This is a genomic window from Aquimarina aggregata (assembly GCF_001632745.1).
Lineage (GTDB): Bacteria > Bacteroidota > Bacteroidia > Flavobacteriales > Flavobacteriaceae > Aquimarina > Aquimarina aggregata.
Map to the genome: position 1 here is coordinate 328,119 of NZ_LQRT01000046.1, position 20,816 is coordinate 348,934.

General features: G+C 31.1%; 26 protein-coding genes. 17 read left to right on the plus strand and 9 right to left on the minus strand.

Annotation, left to right across the window (positions count from 1 at the left end; all coding sequences use genetic code 11):
* Positions 1-124: 124 nt before the first annotated feature.
* The 3 genes from AWE51_RS22350 to AWE51_RS22360 all read right to left on the minus strand — a co-directional run bounded on the left by AWE51_RS22350 (position 125) and on the right by AWE51_RS22360 (position 2,850).
* Positions 125-694: a TlpA family protein disulfide reductase gene (locus AWE51_RS22350; protein ID WP_066318479.1), complete on the minus strand. Its 570-nt coding sequence runs from the start codon at positions 692-694 to the stop codon at positions 125-127.
* Positions 695-807: 113 nt separating this feature from the next.
* Positions 808-1,860: a hypothetical protein gene (locus tag AWE51_RS22355; protein ID WP_066318481.1), complete on the minus strand. Its 1,053-nt coding sequence runs from the start codon at positions 1,858-1,860 to the stop codon at positions 808-810.
* 336 nt (positions 1,861-2,196) lie between these two features.
* Positions 2,197-2,850 carry a hypothetical protein gene (locus AWE51_RS22360; protein ID WP_066318484.1) on the minus strand — a complete coding sequence of 218 codons (654 nt, stop codon included), beginning with the start codon at positions 2,848-2,850 and terminating at the stop codon, positions 2,197-2,199.
* Positions 2,851-3,143: 293 nt separating this feature from the next.
* On the opposite strand from AWE51_RS22360, the gene AWE51_RS22365 reads away from it, so the two are divergent.
* Positions 3,144-4,088, plus strand: a complete 945-nt coding sequence (locus AWE51_RS22365; RefSeq protein ID WP_066318486.1) for a LysR substrate-binding domain-containing protein — start codon at positions 3,144-3,146, stop codon at positions 4,086-4,088.
* A 94-nt stretch (positions 4,089-4,182) separates the two neighbouring features.
* Here AWE51_RS22365 and AWE51_RS22370 read toward each other — a convergent pair whose 3' ends face one another.
* From AWE51_RS22370 to AWE51_RS22380, 3 genes are all read right to left on the minus strand, one after another.
* Positions 4,183-4,380, minus strand: coding sequence for a hypothetical protein (locus tag AWE51_RS22370; protein ID WP_066318489.1), 198 nt, complete (start codon positions 4,378-4,380; stop codon positions 4,183-4,185).
* A 134-nt stretch (positions 4,381-4,514) separates the two neighbouring features.
* On the minus strand, positions 4,515-5,315 hold the full coding sequence (locus AWE51_RS22375) for a TIGR00266 family protein (RefSeq protein WP_066318491.1): 801 nt from the start codon (positions 5,313-5,315) through the stop codon (positions 4,515-4,517).
* A 98-nt stretch (positions 5,316-5,413) separates the two neighbouring features.
* Positions 5,414-5,869 carry a DUF4442 domain-containing protein gene (locus AWE51_RS22380; RefSeq protein WP_066318496.1) on the minus strand — a complete coding sequence of 152 codons (456 nt, stop codon included), beginning with the start codon at positions 5,867-5,869 and terminating at the stop codon, positions 5,414-5,416.
* A gap of 155 nt (positions 5,870-6,024) precedes the next feature.
* Here AWE51_RS22380 and AWE51_RS22385 point away from each other — a divergent pair, with 155 nt between their 5' ends.
* From AWE51_RS22385 to AWE51_RS22410, 6 genes are all read left to right on the plus strand, one after another.
* Positions 6,025-6,477: a DUF4870 domain-containing protein gene (locus AWE51_RS22385; protein ID WP_066318499.1), complete on the plus strand. Its 453-nt coding sequence runs from the start codon at positions 6,025-6,027 to the stop codon at positions 6,475-6,477.
* Positions 6,478-6,508: 31 nt separating this feature from the next.
* Complete coding sequence (locus AWE51_RS22390; protein ID WP_066318501.1) at positions 6,509-7,042, plus strand: hypothetical protein; 534 nt, start codon at positions 6,509-6,511, stop codon at positions 7,040-7,042.
* Between the two features lie 52 nt (positions 7,043-7,094).
* Positions 7,095-7,430 (plus strand): PadR family transcriptional regulator, encoded by a 336-nt coding sequence (locus AWE51_RS22395; protein WP_066318509.1) that lies wholly within the window; start codon positions 7,095-7,097, stop codon positions 7,428-7,430.
* A 1-nt stretch (position 7,431) separates the two neighbouring features.
* Positions 7,432-9,180 (plus strand): PspC domain-containing protein, encoded by a 1,749-nt coding sequence (locus tag AWE51_RS22400; protein ID WP_066318512.1) that lies wholly within the window; start codon positions 7,432-7,434, stop codon positions 9,178-9,180.
* Positions 9,181-9,225: 45 nt separating this feature from the next.
* Positions 9,226-9,945 (plus strand): head GIN domain-containing protein, encoded by a 720-nt coding sequence (locus AWE51_RS22405; RefSeq protein ID WP_066318515.1) that lies wholly within the window; start codon positions 9,226-9,228, stop codon positions 9,943-9,945.
* A gap of 174 nt (positions 9,946-10,119) precedes the next feature.
* A complete protein-coding gene (locus tag AWE51_RS22410; protein WP_066318518.1) occupies positions 10,120-10,917 on the plus strand; it encodes a nuclear transport factor 2 family protein in 798 nt (265 codons plus the stop codon).
* Here AWE51_RS22410 and AWE51_RS22415 read toward each other — a convergent pair whose 3' ends face one another.
* Positions 10,918-11,685 (minus strand): DUF5995 family protein, encoded by a 768-nt coding sequence (locus AWE51_RS22415; protein WP_232517434.1) that lies wholly within the window; start codon positions 11,683-11,685, stop codon positions 10,918-10,920.
* A gap of 232 nt (positions 11,686-11,917) precedes the next feature.
* Between AWE51_RS22415 and AWE51_RS22420 the strand changes: the two genes are divergently transcribed.
* Together AWE51_RS22420 and AWE51_RS22425 are read left to right on the plus strand one after the other, a co-directional pair.
* A complete protein-coding gene (locus AWE51_RS22420; RefSeq protein WP_082832567.1) occupies positions 11,918-12,781 on the plus strand; it encodes a GIN domain-containing protein in 864 nt (287 codons plus the stop codon).
* A 255-nt stretch (positions 12,782-13,036) separates the two neighbouring features.
* Complete coding sequence (locus AWE51_RS22425; RefSeq protein WP_066318525.1) at positions 13,037-13,876, plus strand: T9SS type A sorting domain-containing protein; 840 nt, start codon at positions 13,037-13,039, stop codon at positions 13,874-13,876.
* A gap of 76 nt (positions 13,877-13,952) precedes the next feature.
* Here AWE51_RS22425 and trxB read toward each other — a convergent pair whose 3' ends face one another.
* The gene (gene trxB / locus AWE51_RS22430; protein WP_066318526.1) at positions 13,953-14,921 is read right to left on the minus strand and encodes a thioredoxin-disulfide reductase; all 969 of its coding nucleotides are present in this window, start codon (positions 14,919-14,921) and stop codon (positions 13,953-13,955) included.
* A gap of 161 nt (positions 14,922-15,082) precedes the next feature.
* On the opposite strand from trxB, the gene AWE51_RS22435 reads away from it, so the two are divergent.
* Positions 15,083-15,694, plus strand: a complete 612-nt coding sequence (locus AWE51_RS22435; protein WP_066318528.1) for a trimeric intracellular cation channel family protein — start codon at positions 15,083-15,085, stop codon at positions 15,692-15,694.
* Positions 15,695-15,733: 39 nt separating this feature from the next.
* Positions 15,734-16,144 (plus strand): hypothetical protein, encoded by a 411-nt coding sequence (locus AWE51_RS22440; protein ID WP_066318530.1) that lies wholly within the window; start codon positions 15,734-15,736, stop codon positions 16,142-16,144.
* Positions 16,145-16,223: 79 nt separating this feature from the next.
* Here the strand turns inward: AWE51_RS22440 and AWE51_RS22445 are convergent, their stop codons facing one another.
* Positions 16,224-16,745, minus strand: coding sequence for a fasciclin domain-containing protein (locus AWE51_RS22445; protein ID WP_066318533.1), 522 nt, complete (start codon positions 16,743-16,745; stop codon positions 16,224-16,226).
* A 101-nt stretch (positions 16,746-16,846) separates the two neighbouring features.
* Here AWE51_RS22445 and AWE51_RS22450 point away from each other — a divergent pair, with 101 nt between their 5' ends.
* From AWE51_RS22450 to AWE51_RS22475, 6 genes are all read left to right on the plus strand, one after another.
* The gene (locus AWE51_RS22450; protein WP_232517435.1) at positions 16,847-17,422 is read left to right on the plus strand and encodes an RNA polymerase sigma factor; all 576 of its coding nucleotides are present in this window, start codon (positions 16,847-16,849) and stop codon (positions 17,420-17,422) included.
* Positions 17,395-18,210 (plus strand): anti-sigma factor, encoded by an 816-nt coding sequence (locus AWE51_RS22455; RefSeq protein ID WP_066318539.1) that lies wholly within the window; start codon positions 17,395-17,397, stop codon positions 18,208-18,210. The genes AWE51_RS22450 and AWE51_RS22455 overlap by 28 nt, the downstream gene beginning before the upstream one ends.
* A gap of 72 nt (positions 18,211-18,282) precedes the next feature.
* Positions 18,283-18,807 carry a hypothetical protein gene (locus tag AWE51_RS22460; RefSeq protein ID WP_066318542.1) on the plus strand — a complete coding sequence of 175 codons (525 nt, stop codon included), beginning with the start codon at positions 18,283-18,285 and terminating at the stop codon, positions 18,805-18,807.
* A 1-nt stretch (position 18,808) separates the two neighbouring features.
* A complete protein-coding gene (locus AWE51_RS22465) occupies positions 18,809-19,261 on the plus strand; it encodes a GNAT family N-acetyltransferase (RefSeq protein WP_066318544.1) in 453 nt (150 codons plus the stop codon).
* Positions 19,262-19,339: 78 nt separating this feature from the next.
* On the plus strand, positions 19,340-20,272 hold the full coding sequence (locus AWE51_RS22470) for a TolB-like translocation protein (protein ID WP_066318547.1): 933 nt from the start codon (positions 19,340-19,342) through the stop codon (positions 20,270-20,272).
* A 93-nt stretch (positions 20,273-20,365) separates the two neighbouring features.
* Complete coding sequence (locus AWE51_RS22475) at positions 20,366-20,746, plus strand: hypothetical protein (RefSeq protein WP_147405032.1); 381 nt, start codon at positions 20,366-20,368, stop codon at positions 20,744-20,746.
* Positions 20,747-20,816: the final 70 nt, after the last annotated feature.

Sequence of the window (20,816 nt, forward strand, 5' to 3'; positions counted from 1 at the left end):
AATTTTCTAAAGTCTTTTCTTTTTACATTCTTAATAGATAATTTTCGCTTCTTACTATTATAACAGATTGCTTCTAGAAGGATGAGAAAAATAGATTCGAAACAAAACATTTTTAACTTGCCTTTTAAACTTTAAAAACAAAACTTTCTAGGTCTAGCTTTGTATTTATGATCCCTACTCGTACAATATTATTTTTTTCATCTAATAAATAAGTTGTGGGTGTAGACTCGACTTGGTAATCATTGATCACTTTGATAGTCCCCACTAATTGCACAAAACTATACTGATTTTCTTTAGAGTGTTTTTTTAAATCTTCAACAGTAATCCCTTCTTCAATAACAATTACATCAAGATTTGTATATTCTTTCGAAAAATTGTGTAGCTCAGGATAATACTCTTTGCAATAGTTACAGTCTTTAGATCCAAAGACTAAAATTTTTCTTTTTTCGTTAGAAAAATCATTAAGACTAATTATTGCACCTTCTTTATTAAGCAATTCAAAATTTGGTGCTGGTGGTTTATCTATACTGGTTTCTGTATAAACATTATTTGTAAAAGACATAGATGCAACTTTATCTTCTAGTGTTTCTATTTTTACTAAAGCCGTATCTAAAGAGAACTTCATTATCACCAATAAAATGATACAAGAAATTGTTACAGTAGTCAGAATCCCAGAAATAATATTTGATTTCATGTTTTCTTAGTTAAAAATTAAAGAGCTGTCCTAAGATATTTTAATCCCCCTTTGCCCCAAAAAAGCAAGCACATCCAGAACAACCCTTTAATAAAAGTTGGTTTTATGAAGTTTTATAAATTTCTACAGTTTTCTCTTTTTTTCGAATACCTCCAAAAAGTACTTTTTACCTTATAGGTTTGTTTTGGAATATTTCTAAAATGATTTGGGAAAGCTTTCCAGATACTATTTCTCTCAAAAACGGTTACTGGATCCTTACCAAATGGCTTTACATATGTTACATTAGCATCTCCAAGGATATGTACATCTAGGCTATAATTTCTTTCTTCCTCTCTTTTTTCAGCTATAATTCTAAAATCGCAACGTTTACCCTTAGGTACTACATCTCCATTTTGCCAATTAATAACATCTGTTCTACTTTCTTTTTTAGTTCTTTTTGTGTTGATTCCACTTTCAAAACCTATTTCGGTACCAAAATCAACTCCAGCACCCAAAAATTTAGATGATACTTTAAAAGTTAGTTTTGCATTTACTTTATTGGTAAATTCAAGAGATTCTTCTGTAGATCTTTCATAACTGTACGCTCTACCACTTAGTGTAACAGCTCTATCCCTACGTCCTCTTTCGTTTATTACTTGTAATGTAAATGGCCCTTGAATGGTACGAACTTTAGCTCCTCTTACTTCTTTTCTTCGTAACTCCCAAGTTGCGGGGTTTTCGCTACCCTTACATTGTGCAAAATATTGTGGGCGATGCGGAAAATTATACCAAGAACATATATTTCTATTTTCATGTCTAAACGTCCAACTCATACCACCTACGAATTGTCTTTGATCTCTTCTCCATTTTGGAGCTTTTGTAGTATATCTCGCCATGGCTTGTTGCTCATCAGAGCCACTCATTCCATTATTATTCAAATCTCTACTAGTCATAACTCTACGAAAATGACTGTTGTTCTTAGCATTATTGAACCTGGTAGCTCTTAATTTTAAATACTCCTCTTCAGAAATTTGATCTCCCGACTTTGTGATGACAAAAGTGTTTTCGGTGTCTAAGGTTGTATCAATAAGAGTCGATTCTGTTGGAAGTGTTTCTTCGGTTTGTTTTTCACAGGATACAATTATTAATATTGCTCCTACTAAAATTATTGGTTTTAAGATTTTCATAATTTTAAGTTTAAAGATTTAATAAATAAAATTAATTATCAAGTTGATCAACGTGACAAATCTATTCTTTAGACAGGAAGAAAAATAAATTTTTAGGTATGCAAAAGGTTGGCAAAAAGTATGCATTTTGCTAGAAAAGGTTGGCAAAAAAAGTTCTTTACGCTAAACAAAAACTTAACTTATGGTTAAACCCCACTACTACTTAAATTAAACTAAACTATTGAAGGAAAATTATTTGAACATATTTTTTACAAGGTGTCTATAAAAAATCTAGTTTATAGTTTAGACGTATATATAATTTGGTAAATCATGGTTGCGAAAGATAGGACTCCAGGACTAGTTCATCATCAGGGATTTAACATGTGATTTAAAATTTGAAACATTATTCTTAAGAATTTTGCTTCGAACTTTGCATCGTATTGTTTGAACTTCTGAAATTTGCATTTGAAGCGTTTTTGCAGTTTTATCTTCAGGTATTTCTAAATATAAAAAAACACAATGCTGTATCTCGGCATCAGAAAAATTTGGATATAAAGGTCGTAATTGGTTTGCTATAATATCATGAAAAGGTAAATAGCTTATTTTTTTTTCTTTGGGTTTAGATTTTAAACTATGCTCATGAAAACCTGTTACCATATCGCAATTTGCTGCCATTTTAGTTTCAAAAAAATGCCCTAACGCTCTTCCTCTTCCTGACTTAATAAATGCAAGTTCTTGTTTTTGTTTTTTCAAAAGTACATCTGCAATTTTATTTTCTAGCTTATACTTTTTTATTTTTTGATCTCTCTTTTTAATTTCTGTAGAACACCATAGAAATAAGCCTAACAAACCTATTACTAGTATTGGTAAAATTATAAAAAACACAAGCTCTGTATTGTAAGAAAGTCCAACTATCTCATAGCTATGATAGTCTCGTTCTTTAGGAAAAGAAAGAGTATTTGATACTCCTTCTAAATCAGATAATATATAATCATTTAAAGTAAGTGACATTTGGATATACGAATTTGTGTTATAGTTTAAGCCTAATTACTTATTATATAACAATCAAATTCGGGTTTACCCTACTCATTAATGGGTAAAATATTCAATACTTTACCATAAGGATTACATTATTTAAACCTTGACAATTAAAACTACTACTATACACTTAATCCAAAATAGTTCCTATTTTAGGTAACAAAAGATTATTTACTTAATAAAATAGATAAAATAAATTTTTACCACAACCTTAATAGTTTTAACTAATAGCTTTATTATTTTTGTGATCCAAAAATAGCACAACTATGACCATAACTCAATTAAAGTATGTATTGGCGGTAGCAGAACATAAAAACTTTACTAAAGCCGCAGAGAAAACTTTTGTAACACAACCTACATTAAGTATGCAGATTCAAAAATTAGAAGATGAATTAGACATTCTTATTTTTGATCGTAGTAAAAAACCAATTGCCCTAACAGAGGTAGGAAGTAAATTAGTGCATCAAGCTCGAAATATTGTAAATGAAAGTGAACGAATTCAAGATATTGTTGATCAACAAAAGGGATTTATTGGGGGTGAGTTTAAACTAGGAGTTATCCCGACGGTAATGCCTACTCTATTACCTATGTTTTTAACTAATTTTATTAAGAAATATCCCAAAGTAAAACTTAAAATAGAAGAACTTCATACAGAAGCTATAGTAGAACGGTTACAAGACGGTCATCTTGATGCGGCAATTGCGGCAACTCCATTAGAAATAGATACAATAAAGGAACGTGTTTTGTATTATGAACCTTTTGTTGGATATGTCCCTACAAATCATAGGTTAAGTAAGAAAAGTAAACTTGACACTGCTGATCTTGATATTGATGATATGTTACTTTTAGAAGATGGTCATTGTTTTAGAGATGGGATTCTTAATTTATGTAAAACAAAAAGAAGTTATGATGAAGATCATTTTCAATTAGAGAGCGGAAGCTTCGAAACCTTAATAAAATTAGCTAATGAAGGATTAGGAATGACATTGCTACCCTATCTACACACTTTAGATATTAAAAATACTGAAAAAAGCAATCTTCATTACTTTAACGAACCATCTCCTGCAAGAGAAGTAAGCCTTATTTTTAACAAGAGTGAATTAAAAATGCAAATCATAGAGGCTTTACATAACACAATAGCCGGAGTTATAAAAGGTGCTATTACTTTTCAGAATGTAGAAATTATTAGTCCTTTGGCTAAAAACTTATAATAGTTATTCTAAGTCTTGGGTAAAACCTTAAATATATTAGATACTAAAAAACTACAATTATTAAAAAAGCGACTCGAAAGTCGCTTTTTTTATGTTATTGATTTAAATAAATTAAACAAGATTGTAATTCTGGTTGTTTCACTGTTAGTGATTGAATCCAAATCTTTAGTTCTTCAATTTCATGTGGAAGTAATCTGTTTAGTGCTTTCAGTACTTCCTTTGTAAAAAGATTAACATCAAAACTTACTTTTCTAAGGACCGTCTTGGTATAATCAAACATAGCTCTAGCCATATATCAAATAGGGGTTTAAAATGTTAGGTTTAAACAAGTAATTGTAGGAATAAGCTTACTGTTTTTAAAGTTGTTTACCCAAATATAGTGAAACATATCTAGAAAAAAAGTGTTTTAGCGCTTATTTAACATTGCTAAAAACTATTATCGCCATCTAGAAGGTCTCCTAAACCACCTAATATACTACCTTCTCCTTTACTTTTGCCCCCACCTCTTGGAGCTAAAGCTAGTACCCTATTTGCTAATCTACTAAAAGGTAAAGACTGTATATATACTACTCCTGGTCCTGTAAGTGTTGCAAAAAATAAGCCTTCGCCCCCAAAAATGGTATTTTTTATACCACCTACAAATTCGATATCATAGTTTACACCTTTAGAGAATCCTATAATACACCCTGTATCAATTTTTAAGCGTTCTCCTGCTTGTAATTCTTTTCTAGCTGTGGTACCACCTGCATGTACAAATGCCATACCATCACCTTCTAGTTTCTGCATGATAAACCCCTCTCCACCAAATAATCCTCGTCCTAGTTTTCTAGAAAACTCTATGCCAACAGAAACGCCTTTTGCAGCGCATAAAAAAGCATCTTTTTGACAAATAAATTTTCCGCCATAATTAGTTAAATCTATAGGTATTATTTTTCCTGGATATGGTGATGCAAAACTTACTTTCTTTTTTCCTACAACTTCATTATAAAAGGCTGTCATGAACAAACTTTCTCCTGTTAAAAGCCTCTTTCCCGCTCCAAAGATTTTGCCCATAACACCTTTGTCTTTATTCGAGCCATCTCCAAAAATGGTATCCATTTTAATCCCATCTTCCATCATCATAAAACTACCAGCTTCTGCTATAACCCCTTCTTGTGGATCTAATTCTATTTCCACATATTGCATTTCTTCACCTATAATTTCGTAATCGATTTCGTGTGCTGTCATACTATTTACTATAAATTGATTTATGAATATTTACTTTATGAGTAAACAATACTTCAATTATGTTACACATTCTTAAACGAACCTTATAACTCACTTGATTAATGCTTCACTTTCACTGTCCATTCAAAATTAAAAGTTGATACTACTACTCCCTCTTTATTTGTACCAACTGCTTTCATCCATACAGTCTGTCCTTCTCCAGTCTCAATAGTCTTTTTTATTGCATCTGCCACTAAATGGCCATCGTTGCAGACAAATGTTATTCTACCCGTTGCTTTTTTGGTAAAACTTGCATTATTATTGGCTACTAACATTGATATTTTTTTTCCACTATTACGTATATATCCTGTAACTAGAGCTCCTGTCGTTAATTCTGCAGCCATACCTTGAACTGCCCAGAACATAGAGTTAAAAGGATTTTGATTTATCCACCTATGCTTTACACTAACAGTACAGTTATCTCTATCAATACTTTTTACACGCACTCCGCATATCCAAGCAGATGGTAATTTTAGAAATAAAAAGGTATTTAACTTACCCGGAGTAATATTCATGATTTTCTAATTTTAGTTATTACAATATAGGCAAAAGAAACAAGCATCAAAATAATTCAAAATCTTAAAATTATGTTAAATTATGGTACTATGTTTTGCATAATACCTTTTTTTAACCATATATTTGCATAAGAAACTATTATATACTTTTAAAAATGTTAGACAACAACCACAAGAATATAGCCACATTTATGCATCTAGGTGCATTTTCAAAGTATTTTATTCCTTTTGGAAATTATATAATTCCAATACTTTTATGGACAACCAATAAGGAAAAATCAAACTTTGTAGATGAGAACGGTAAGGAAGCGATTAACTTTCAATTAAGTATTTTACTATATACCGTAATATTAGGAATGCTTTCTTTTCCATTCTTCATTTTTAATGTATTTGGTGACGCTTCTGTATCTGACCTCTTTCATTTCAATGATTTTTCAATCAATTTATCTGAAGCAGGAGGGTTTAGAACATTAATAGGAGCTTCTTTTATAGGTATTATAGCCTTGGTTGGTTTTTTCTTAGAAATCATTTTCATTATTACCGCTGCGTTAAAAGCTAATAAAGGAGAGTCATATAGATATCCTCTTTCTATAAGGTTTATTAAATAATAGTAAAAAAAACGAAACACAACATACATAAATGAACCCTTCTATCAACATAACATATATTTTAACAACTCTTTTTGCAGGAGTGGCGTCTTTTTTCTTTCATGAATTAGCGCACTTTGTAACGGGCAGTTTATTAGGATATGAAATGGGTATGACATTAAACTCTGCCTATTTAATAGAAGGAAAGTATTCGACCGTTTGGCACAATCAATTGGTTAGTGCAGCAGGACCAATTTTTACGATATTAACCGGGTTTCTATTTTTTTATATTATCAAAAAAACGAAAAACGTGTATTGGTACCCATTTCTATTTTTTGCCTTTTTATTCAGGTTAATGGCAATGATCGTATCTATAATTAACCCTAATGATGAAGCAAGAATTAGTGAGTGGTTAGGCTTAGGAACGTGGATACTTCCATTATTAGTTAGCTTTACACTATTTTTTCTAGTCATTAAGACATCAAAAGAACAGAAATACTCTGTAAAATTTAATCTCATCAATTATCTTTTAGCATCTGTATGTATTGCAGCTGTTGTATTCTCTGATCAATATTTTTTTAAATAACCATCAAACATCAATCAAAAAATGAACAGTTTAACCTTTAAAAATTAGTTTTATGAAGATCGAAAACACAAAAGCGCAAATGCGCAAAGGTGTTCTGGAATATTGCATACTTTCTATCCTCAAAGACGATGATGCTTATGTAGCTGAAATTTTAGAAACCCTAAAAGATGCAAAGATGCTTGTTGTAGAAGGTACTATATACCCCTTACTTACAAGATTAAAAAATGCAGGATTACTTAGCTATAGATGGGAAGAATCAACATCTGGACCACCACGTAAATATTATGGATTAACAGAAACAGGAAAATTGTTTCTAAAAGAATTAAATACCACTTGGAACGAATTACAAAATGCTGTAAATCTGGTAACCAAACAAAAAAAGAAGTAAAATGAACAAGACAGTTAATATAAATTTAGCAGGTATATTTTTTCACATAGACGAAGATGCGTATCTAAAAATGCAACGCTATCTTGATGCCATAAAACGCTCCTTTACAGATTCGCAGGGTCGAGATGAGATTATTGCCGATATTGAAGCTCGTATAGCAGAATTATTTAATGAAAAAATAAAAGACGAAAAACAAGTCATAGGTGTCAAAGAGGTAGAAGAAGTGATCACCGTAATGGGACAACCCGAAGACTATAGATTAGATGAAGAAATATTTGAAGACGAACCAAGTACAGCTAATCAAACGCCTAAGACATCTAAACAATTATTTAGAGATACAACCAACTCTTATGTAGGAGGTGTAAGTTCTGGACTATCACATTATCTTGGTATAGACCCTATTTGGATTAGATTGGCGTGGATATTATTTACTATTTTTTCTAGTGGTGCTTTTGTCCTTATTTATGTGGCCTTTTGGATATTTGTTCCCGAAGCGAAAACTACATCTGATTTTTTGGCAATGAAGGGTGAAGCCGTAAACATAAGTAATATCGAAAAAAAAATCAAGGAAGGTTTCGATGGAGTGGCTGATACCGTTAAGAATGTAGATTACCAAAAATATAGTAACAAAGTAAAAAGTAGTTCTACAACATTTTTTGATGCATTAGGAGATGTGTTACTCTTTTTACTAAAGATTTTTGTAAAATTTATAGGTATACTACTCATTATAGTATCAGGAATAACATTAATTAGCTTATTTATTGGTCTATTTACAGTAGGAACATTTGGATTCATGGATATGCCATGGGTAGAATATTTTGAAGTAGGTAGCCACCCAGAAGTACCACTATGGTTACTATCGTTACTATCATTTTTTGCTGTAGGAATTCCTTTTTTCTTTTTATTCATTCTTGGACTAAAGATCTTAATCAACAATTTAAAATCTATCGGAACAGCCGCAAAGCTTGGATTATTAGGAGTTTGGATATTTGCAATAATAGGATTAATTATAATAGGCATTAGACAAGCAACACTTGAAGCGTATGATGCCGAAGTAATTACAGAAGAAAAACTGTTACCGATCACGCAAAGCGATACACTTACGATCAAAATGCAAAAGAATAGTCGATATACAAGACATTTACAACACAGGCATGATTACAAAATTAAGAGAGACAATCAAGGGAATCGAGTAATCGTTACTCAAGATATAGAGATATACTTAAAACCATCTAACAGAAATAATAATGTAGGCATTAGTATCGAAAAGAAAGCCGAAGGAAGATCATATGAAGAAGCCTCTACTAGAGCCGAAGACATTAAATATTCCTACGAAGTAGATGATAAAACTTTATTATTAGACGGTTATGCGATTACAGAGTATGCTAATAAGTATAGAGATCAAGAAGTTAAAGTAATACTAACATTACCCGATGGAGTAACCATTTTTGCAGATGATAATACATCATCTTATAACAACTCCTGGAAGTATGATGATTATATCACTATTGATAATAAAGAAGAAAAGTATTTACAAATAATTAACGGAGAATTAGTATGTGAGAATTGCCCAGATGATGAAAACGAGTGGGAATATAAAGAATCAGATGATGATAGTGTAAATATTAATATCAACACAGATGATTCTGATACTAAACTTAAAATTAATGAAGAAGGAGTGCGACTCAAAAGTGAAGAAGTAGATATTAAAATAGACGAGAACGGAATAGACATCAAAACCGATAATTAAATTAATCAAAAAACGAACAGTTCAATCACATTAAAACACACAATTATGACAACGCTAGCCAAAATTTTAGTAACCTTATGCTTATCATTAGCATGTTGCTCCTGTAATATCACTTTTAATGGTATTAAAGGTGAAGGAGAAGTAGTAAAAAAAGAAATAGCTATTAATCAAGATTTCGAAGCTGTAAAAGCAAGCAGAGGATTAGATGTAATACTTATCAAGAGCCCGGATAAAAAAGTAGTCGTAGAAGCAAATGAAAATCTTCATAAACATATAAAAGTAACTGTAGAAGGAAATACCTTGATTATTACTTCTGACAAGAATATTTATATGGCAGACGAAAAAAATATCTACGTATCTTATGATAAACTAAACAAGGTTCATGTTAACAGTGGCGCAAGTGTTGCTTCTGAAGAAACAGTTGTTCAAAAAGATCTTGATCTAAGTGCTACTAGTGGTGCTGATATAAAATTAAAGATCAAAGCAGAAACTGTTGTTACATCTGTAACTAGTGGTGCTATGATTGGTCTTACAGGAAAAGTAAATAATCATAAAGCTAATGCTACCAGTGGAGCAAATATGCGTGCAGAGGATTTATTAAGTTTAGTAACAGAAGCAAAGGCTACCAGTGGAGCTAATATTAGAATTCATGCAAAAAATGAATTTACCGGAAAAGCCACTAGTGGAGCCAATATTATATACTATGGTAAACCTGAAAAAGTATCCGAGGTGGATAACTCAGGTGGAAATGTAAGAAGACAATAAAACCTAACAACCTAACCAATCAAATTAATCAACCACAACAACTATCCAATCAAAACTAACTGTCTAGAAAGTAACAACTAATCAACCAATCACTTTTTAGGCAGTTTTCTTTTTAATACAACATCAAATCAAAAAAAGACCTCATCAGTCTATATCAATCAAAAAACGAACATTATGATAGCAACTACACAAGCTAAAAACATAATCTTATTATGTTTATTTATAGTATTATCAAATAACCTCCTAATTGCTCAATCACCTTCTAATACAGATACTGACTCTGTAAAAAACACTATTTTAAAACTTGATCAAGAATTCTGGAAATCATATAACACATGTGATATAGAAACTTTTAAAACATTTTTTATACAAGATTTTGAGTTTTATCATGATAAAGGTGGATTAACTGCTGGGTTAGATCATATGATGGAGCTTGTAAAAAGTGGGTTGTGCGGTAGTGAAAACCCTAGAGTCAGAAGAGAAGTTATAGAAGGATCTGTAAATGTATATCCTTTACGAAACTACGGTGCGATTATAAGTGGTGAACATCGTTTTTACATTACAGAAAAAGGAAAAAAAGAAAGATTAACAGAAGTTGCAAAATTCACTCATGTCTGGCAGCATAACGATAAAAAATGGAAAATGACCCGAGTTTTAAGTTATGATCATCAACCTGCTCCACAAAATACCGATAAAAAAGAAATCTCGGTAACTGATGAGATTTTAGCACAATACCTTGGAACGTATCAGGCTCCTAAAACAGGAACTGTAGTTGTATCAAAAAAAGATAATTTATTACAAATTACGGCTGGTAAGATGGAAATGATCGTATATCCTCAATCAAAAAATCTATTTTTTCATAAACAAAGCCCACTTACCTTTGAGTTTGTTAAAGATGCTCAAGACACAACAATCAAATTTATTGTTCGCGAAAACGGAAACATAGCCGAAGAAGCAAAAAAAGTCAAGTAATCAAAATGTAACTATTTTCAGGTTTAATGTATTAATTTTATCTTTAACAGTCCCACGTTCTCCTAATCTTACAATCATAAGTATTATTTTGACTGCCAATCCCGGGGCATCGATTATATTCCCTTTTTTTGCCGCCTTATAATCTCGTTCTTTAATAAGTTCTGGAATATTTTCATCTATAGTATTTGCCATTTTTACAGCAAAATCCCACGCACCATCTCTTGCTAATTTCATACTAAAATCCACTAAAAAATCATCTGCCTTTCGTGTTAGTTTTAATATCTTCTTTAAAGTAGGCCAAATTTCTGCTAAATCATTCTCTACTTCGTTAACCAATGATGATAAAATATCATTAATTTTATCAAAATCCCCTTTTAGATCTTCAATAGTACTTCTATTAGAAATCTGGGCAGCAGCAATCCCCAAATCAAGGTTAATATGGGCATTAATTCCTACCAATAAATGTTGTAACACAATCGGCCAATACATTTTAGACAATGTAAATGCTTTTGTCCAACTCATCGTTATCTCTTTATCTTCTTGATAAGCAAAATAAGCTTCAAGATACCTGTTCGCAAATATCACATCTAACTTTTCCATTCTTGGGCCATCATCAAAAAAATCATTTTCGATTCCTTCTTTTACTTTGATCGTCACTTTTCTATATAAAGCTGCAAAATATCCCAATGGATTATTATCGGTCTTTGATTGAATAATGATATCTTCTAAAATAACAATAACATCATTTATGGTTTGTGCTGGTATCACGTTACTTATTGGTTTTGGTTTTAATACGTTTATTAAATATACGCTCTTTACTTTTGTTTTTGTACATGTATAATTTTCTAAATATCAAATATGAGATACAAAATCCTTAATTCTCACACTGCGATGCAACTTTAATTAAGTATATAAGTCTTTTTTGAAAAGAAATTTTACAATAAATCATATACTTAAACTTCAAAAAAATTGTTTATTAGCATACAAATCTGATATAAATATGAAAACGTCAATGTTGTTATTAGGTTCTCTTTTATTTATAGGGAATGTTTATAGTCAAAAAGAAAAAATTAAAGGCAATAAAATTGTTAATACAGAAGAAGTAGCTATAGAAGGTTTTCATACTATAGAAATATATGACAATTTTGAAGTCGCTATTGATGAGAGTAGCGATAATCAAGTTCGAATTGAAGCCGACAGCAACCTACACGAACATATACAAGTTACTGTTCAAGATAGTATATTAACTATTACGTCTGATAAAGATTTACGTCGCGCAAAAGCATTAAATATTGAAATTTTTTATGCTTCAGACATAAAGAAGATAACGCTTTATAATAAAGCACATATAAAGTCATTATCCACAATTAATTCTGGCGAATTAACTGTAGAGGCAAATGATAACACCGAAGTTTTTATAACCGCAGATGCGGGCAAATTATCTTGTACTGCAAACGGGAAATCTACAATTGAATTTCATGTAACGGCAAAAGATGTCGTTTATCAAATAAACGATAATGCAGAAGCTAAAGGAATAGTAACTACCGATAATCTGAAAGTCGATTTATATCAAAAAGGATCGGCTAAGCTTGAAGGTACAGTGCAATCCATGTTGCTAAGAGCCGATAATGAAACTGACTTTTATGGTGAAAAATTAAGCAGTACTAAAACCTCTTTAATAGCAGAAGGTTCTAGTGATTGTTATATTTTGGTAAACGAAGAAGTTATCATAGAAGCTACCGATAAGACTGAAGTTTTTATTTTAGGTGAACCTACTACCACTACAATTAAGGCATTCTCAAACGAGGCTACATTATTTAAGAAAAATGTAGATTATGTTCCTAGTAAGCTTAGATTAAACTAAAAACACACTATTAAAATCTTAATAAAACCTCATTTTTCAACCATATAACTTACACATTTATTATTTTTAATCACTTCGTAATGACTAATGAGGTAGTATGAGTTTAATACGCATAGATAGCTCTATACAAATCATTTTCATGCACCATGCATAATCAAAAGTATTAAAAGCATAAACTGATCAAATAATAAGAAATTTTCAGCTCTATAATTTTGTATTTTTAAGATTCTAATTTTAACTCTTAAAACCAAAATCATGAAAAAAATTTCAATCCATTTATTGGTAACATTTTTTATGCTTACTAGTTACAACAATCTGTTTTCTCAGTGCACCAGTTGTTCCTTGAGTGGTCCATCTGAAATAAATTTAAATCAAACCAGAACTTTTTCTACAAGTACATTAAGTGGCGCAAATTATTTTTGGTCAACAACAGGTGGATTAACAATAGTAGGAAGTAATACTTCGTCTTCTGTTTCTGTAAAAGGCACTACCGCAGGTAGTGGTAAAATATGCGTGACCAGATATAAAAATGGATCAGAGCCTTGTTGTTATTGTAGAACAATTAACATTAAACCACCTTGTACTGTCCCATCTGTATCCATAGCTCAAGAACCTTTTGGTTGTCAAGGTGATGTATTAACTTTTAACGCAGTTCTAAACCCGTCAAACGCATCTGGGTCTTATAATTGGAATGTTTCTTCTGGGGGGACTATCATTGGTTCAAACTCAAATAAAACGCTTAATGTACAATCTTCTACCAGTTTCGGGTTTAGTATAAGTTTGACCTTTACATCAACGTGTAACAATACACAGGTTAATGCTTTTACATTAGCTCAATTCTTAGATTGTGGTTTTGTTATTTCACCTAATCCATCAAGTGACATGTTAATAGTTCAACCTACTACAGAAAATGATAAAGCAACAAAACCATATTCTGTTGAAGTCATAGATCAAAACGGAGAAGTGCAATTAAAGGCAAAAGTTAATAAAGATAATAACCAAATAGACATCAGTAATTTACCAAATGATTTATATTTTGTTAGGGTTGTCATGAATGGAAAGGTCATAAAAACGACTAAATTGATTAAAAAATAACAATTGAAAACCTATTAAAAACAACACCCATCAAGTTTTAAAACCTGATGGGTGTTTTATATTTCTATAATTCTTCTTAAGCAGAAACTTCTTCGCTAGTTTCTATAGTTGCCAAATATCGTTCTGCATCTAGTGCCGCCATACAACCGGTACCAGCAGCAGTAACTGCTTGTCTATATTCTTTATCCTGCACATCACCCGATGCAAATACACCTGGAAGATTCGTTTTAGTAGATTTACCCTCGGTAATAATGTACCCAGTATCATCCATGTCTATCTGTCCTTTAAAAATATCTGTATTTGGTTTATGCCCAATCGCAATAAATAATCCTGTAATCTCAATTTCAGATTTATCTCCAGTTTGATTATTTACCATTCTTAATCCTTCTACAACCTGATCCCCTAAAACTTCATCAACTTCTGTATTATATAATACTTTAAGGTTAGGTGTATTGTTTACTCTATGTTGCATTGCCTTAGACGCTCTCATATAATCTTTACGCACTAGCATAGTCACATTAGAACAAATGTTAGCTAAATACGTTGCTTCCTCAGCTGCAGTATCCCCTGCTCCAACAATAGCAACATCTTGTCCTTTATAGAAAAAACCATCACAAACTGCACAAGCAGAAACACCACCACCTCGTAATTTTTGTTCGCTAGGCAGACCTAAATACTTTGCTGTTGCTCCTGTAGAAATAATAACTGCTTCAGCTTCAATCTGCTTAGCATTATCAACAGTAACTTTATGAACTCCTCCTTCTTCTGTACTAAAATCAACAGCAGTCACCATTCCAATACGTACTTCAGTACCAAAACGTTCTGCTTGTTGTTGTAATTGTACCATCATGGTAGGGCCATCAATTCCTTCAGGATATCCGGGGAAATTATCAACTTCTGTAGTGGTTGTTAATTGTCCTCCTGGTTCCATACCTGTATACATAACAGGTTTAAGATCAGCTCTAGCTGCATATATCGCTGCAGTATATCCTGCAGGTCCCGATCCTATAATAAGGCATTTTATTTTTTCTATTGTATCAGACATATTGGTATCTTTTTGTATGATGTAAAAGTAGCAATTTGATCATAAACCTTACATTAAAGTTATTAAGAATTATTATTACTCTATAAAGTTGAATGATTGTTTTTTTCTTAACACGTAATACTATTAAATTTATACCCAAGAAATTAAGTCATCCCATAATTATGTCGTTTTTTAATGTATTAGATATTTTAGGTACTATAGCTTTTGCCATTTCGGGAGCTTTAAGTGCTATGAATAGAAAGTTAGATCTTTTCGGAATATTTATAATTGCCTTTGTCACCTCTATAGGAGGAGGAACAATACGAGATGTACTAATTGGCAACACTCCTGTATCATGGATGGAGAATACTATAAATTTGTATTTAATTGGATGTGTGACCATAGTAGCCATTATATTTAGAAACAAACTAGATTATCTTAAAAAATCATTATTTTTATTTGACACTATTGGGTTAGGTGTTTTTACAATAATTGGTGTTGAAACTGGAATAATGGCAGGTTTAGAACCTATTGTCTCAATTGCTTTGGGAGCTATGACCGGTTGCTTTGGTGGCGTATTAAGGGACATTTTATGTAATGAAATCCCCGTTATCTTTAGAAAAGAAATATATGCTACAGCTTCTATTGCAGGAGGAGTTTGTTTTATGGTGCTATATACATTAAACATCACTCAAAATAGTATCTATATAATAACAACATTACTTATTATTAGTATTCGGCTATTAGTTGTAAAATATAAAGTGTCATTACCATCATTTACGGTACAAAAATAAAAATGATGTATCATGTGAGTTAGATATTAACAATCTAGTATGGAAAAACATAGACAGTTAAATGATTTGGATTTTAAAGAGCAGTTTAAAAATACAATTTTAGACCCAACTCTTTTTTCTCACGAAGCGCATATTAGATTAGCTTGGATTTATATTACAAATTATAATGTAGTTACAGCTTGTGAATTAATTCCTGGGCAGATATTAAATTTTGCAACCAAGCACGGTGATCCTGATAAATTTAATGCCACAGTAACTATTGCTGCAATACATATTGTAGATCATTTTATACAAAAATCAGAATCTTTAAATTTTCAAGATTTCATTGCCGAATTTCCAAGGATTAAATACAACTTTAAAAAGCTTTTAAATTCTCATTATGGCTTTGATATATTTACATCTAAAAAAGCTAAATTAAACTATATTGAACCAGACATATTATCATTTTAATGTAATCTCTTGTCTTAATACCTATAAAAAAGCGCCATTTATAATGACGCTTTTTCAAAATTTCAATTTTGTATTCTAATTATTTAGGCATTACGACATCACTAATCACATGGATTACACCATTTTTTGCCATAACATCAGTTTTTGCAATTTTACTATAGTTACCATTTTGATCTTTTAACCATATTTTACCATCTTTTTCTAAAACCAAAACCTTCGCTCCTCCAAGAGTTTTTAATTCTACTTTGCCTTCACCCTTCTTTAGGGCACTAACCACATCACTAGCAGTGATTTTACCAGCAATTACATGATAGGTAAGTATCGCTGATAATTTTTCCTTGTTTTCAGGTTTTAATAAAGATTTTAATGTTTTTGAGTCAATCTTACCAAAAGCATCATTGGTAGGTGCAAATACTGTAAAAGGTCCTTCACCTTTTAGGGCTGTAACCAAATCAGCAGCTTTTAGGGCTGTAACCAATGTAGAAAAATCATCTACAGATACAGCTACATCAACAATATCCTTATTTGTTTTTTGAGCGGATATAGTTTGTGTAAATACAAATAATATAATAGTCGAAATAATAAAAACTAATTTTTTCATGATATTTATTTTAATTATTAAACAATTTTAAGCGCGCTTTACATATTCATATACACAAGTTTGATACGTTTGGATGAGGTTGGCATATTTTTTTCTTAAATTTGAGTAATCCCACCGATAAAATGCAAGATAATTTAGGGCTCATAAAACGATTACAAAATCAAGATAGCACTGCGCTTTCTAGCATATATGATCAGTATTCTGGAGCTTTGTATGGTGTAATTTTGCGTATCTGTAAAAATGAAGAACAAGCACAAGATTTACTTCAGGAAACATTCTTGAAAATCTGGCAAAAGGCTCATCAATATGATCCTCAAAAGGGGAAATTTTTTACATGGTCCTATCGAATTGCAAAAAATATATCGTTAAATGCGATGAGAAAAACTTCTAAACTCATCCAAAACGAAGATTTAAGTGTATATGAAAATAAAGAAGTTAATGAAAACCAAATAGATATATTACAACTAAATGGTTCATTAAAGCTCTTAGACCCTCATCATCAAAAAGCATTAGAACTTGTTTATTTTAATGGGCTTACTCATCGGGAAGCACACAAAGAAATGGATGTGCCCTTGGGCACCTTTAAATCTTACATTAAACAGGCATTAAAAAAATTGAGAGAGACATATCAAAAAGAACTCTTTTTATTGTGGATAATACTAGAAAAGATGATATGATGGATAGGAATTCTATAAAAGATACAGGAATATTAGAACAGTATTTGCTAGGTGAGCTATCAGATAAACAAATGACTGAAGTCGAAAATATCTTAAAGCAAGATCAAGAATTGCGTGAATATTTTCTGGCTATGGAAGATGATTTTGAAAAATTAGCTATCGAAAATGCTATCCCACCTCCTATTCATATAAAAAAATCATTATTAACTGCTGTGGCATCAACTAAAACTTTAGATGATTCAGATAAAGTAATCTCTATCAAAACAAAAGATAGACGTTCTATCTACATGACTATAGCTGCCAGTTTCGCTTTATTATTTGCCTTAAGTTCTGGTTGGTTATATAATCAATGGCAAACTGCCAGAAACACAATAAAAACTGTTCAAAATCAAACAGTTGATTTTCAAAATCGTATTAACACTCTAGAGAATCAATTAAATGAAACAAATAAATGGTATACAGCAATTAATACTCCTAATACCATACAATTAATATTAAAAGGAAATAAAATATCTCCTAATTCTACTGCTATTACTTATGTAAATCATACAGAAAAGACAGTTATATTAAATGCTAAGGGGTTGGTTAAACTAGATCAGAACAAAACGTATCAGATGTGGGCAGATGTGGATGGAGAAATGATAGACATGGGCATTGTAGCATCTAATCAAGATATGATCGCCATGAAATATATCGATAATGCCGCCTCTATAAATATTACAATAGAACCAGCCGGAGGTAATGATCACCCTACTGTTGAACGTTTAATTTCTAATGTATTTCTATAATTTATAGGTCAACCCCTATAAATACTCACATATTTAGTTTTAATATGTTTTAATTTTTAAATATACTGACTAATGAAAAATATACTTTGTATTCTACTTTACTTTACGATTAGTATTTCTTTACATGCGCAGGAAACTAAAAAATACCTGAAGAAGGTTTCATCATTAGATACTACATTAGAAACATTATATGATGTAATTTCTGGTGAAAAAGGCGAACAACGAAATTGGGAGTTGTTTAAATTTTTATTTGCTCCAGAAGCAAAACTTATCCCTTCAGGAAAAAGTAAAGAAGATATTTTTAAAGTCAGGTATCTATCTCCTGATGAATATATCAATACTTCTGGAAAGTGGCTCTTAGAAAATGGTTTCTTCGAAAAAGAAATACATCGAACCGTAAACACATTTGGAAATATTACTCACGTTTTTAGCACTTATGAATCCTTTAAAAGCAAGACTGATAAAAAACCTTTTATGAGAGGCATTAATAGTATTCAATTATTAAATGACGGCAAACGGTGGTGGGTTGTTAATATTTATTGGACTCAAGAAACCAAAGAAAATCCAATTCCAAAAGAATATTTATTAACTCAATAAAATGAATTTTAGAAAAGCTACTATAGCCGATGTACCTATAATTGTGAAAATGATTGCCGATGATGAATTAGGTAAATCCAGAGAGAACTACAAGAATCCTCTACCTGAACAATATTTAGAAGCTTTTCGAGCCATCGATATTGATCCCCAACAAGAACTTATTGTTGTAGAAAATCAAAACGCAGAGGTCATCGGTACTTTACAATTAACCTTTATTCGATATTTAACGTATCAAGGAGGGATCAGAGCACAAATTGAAGCCGTTAGAATACGAAAAGATCAAAGAGATAAGGGTATCGGAAAAAAAATGTTTGAATGGGCTATAGTAAGAGCTAAACAAAAAGGCGCCCATTTGTTACAACTCACATCAGACAAAAAACGTCCAGAGGCTATACATTTTTATAAAAAACTAGGCTTTAGATCATCTCATGAAGGCATGAAACTTCATTTCTGAACATAACTTTATAAAAAAATTAATATGTGATTTAGGAAAAACGAGTTAAATTCCGATCGTCATCAATCAAAATAAATCATGAAAATAATTAGTACTAGTTTTTTAATTCTTGTTTCATTATTCTCTCATTGTCAAGAGATTTCTAAAGTTCAACCGTTTTTACCAGAAATCATTTCTAAATTTCCAACAGTTAGAGATATTACGATTTCTCCTTGGCAAGATGAAATTTATTTTACTGCGCAGGGGTATTCAGGAGAGCTTTCTACTATTATAAAAATTGTAAAAAAAGGGAATCAATGGTCTACTCCAGAAGTAGCTCCTTTTTCTGGTCAATATCGTGACCTTGAAGCTATGTTTTCTCCCGATGGATTAAAGTTATATTATGTTTCTACACGCCCATTAGATAATCAAAGCACCGAAGCTAAAGATCACGACATATGGTACATAGAACGATCTAGTAAAACTGCTAAATGGTCTAAACCAAAAAACTTAGGAAGCCCAATTAATACTAAAGACGATGAGTTTTATCCTTCTGTAGCTAAAAATGGTAATTTATATTTTACAAGTACTGCTTCAACTTCTAAAGGAAAGGATGATATTTTTATGAGTAGTAAAAAAAATAATCAATATACAAAACCAGTATCATTAACCAGTACTATTAATTCTGAAGGGTATGAATACAATGCCTATGTTGCTCCAGACGAGTCGTTTCTACTATTTGGAGGCTATAAACGTAATGATGGTTTAGGTAGTGGCGATATATATATATCCTATAAAAATAAAGATGGTGATTGGGAACAAGCCAAAAACTTAACTAAAGAAGTAAACTCGGACAAAATGGATTATTGCCCATTTTACGACATAAAAACGCAAACGCTTTACTTTACCAGTAAACGAACAGCTCTCAAAAAACAACTTAATCAACCTAAGACTATAAAACAACTACTAGAAATGATGAATTCATATGAAAATGGTTTAAGTAGAATATATGCTATTCCCATAAAATTTTAATTGTACCAATAGTTAAGTTTACTAGTACCTTATTTACTTTTTTTGCTTAAAAAACAATCAAAAAATTGTATTTTTGCAGGAAAATAAGACCTCTTGCTAAGATTTCTATTTTCTATATTATTATTTGCCTCTTTTGCTATACGGCCAGCTATTCAACTTAGCACGGTTATGTATTATCAGCTTAATATTAATACTATAGTAGAAAAGTATTGTGTAAATAAAGAAAGACCAAAACTAAATTGTAATGGTAAATGTTATTTAATGAGTCAAATGAAGGCTAAAACGCAGCCAACATCAGAAAACTCAAATGCCATTATGATAACAGAAGCATTTATTCCTTTATTTTTTCAAGAAAATACATTTCAATTAGAAAATGTAATAACCAACTTCATAATTATACACAATTGGAAATTAAAACATTTTAATGTTGCTGAAATTTCTAATACCATAGATCACCCTCCGCAGTACCTATAATTTCTTACCTAATTTTCAAAAATTTACTTTGATCAATTTACAGATTCAAAGCATAACTCAATATAATTAC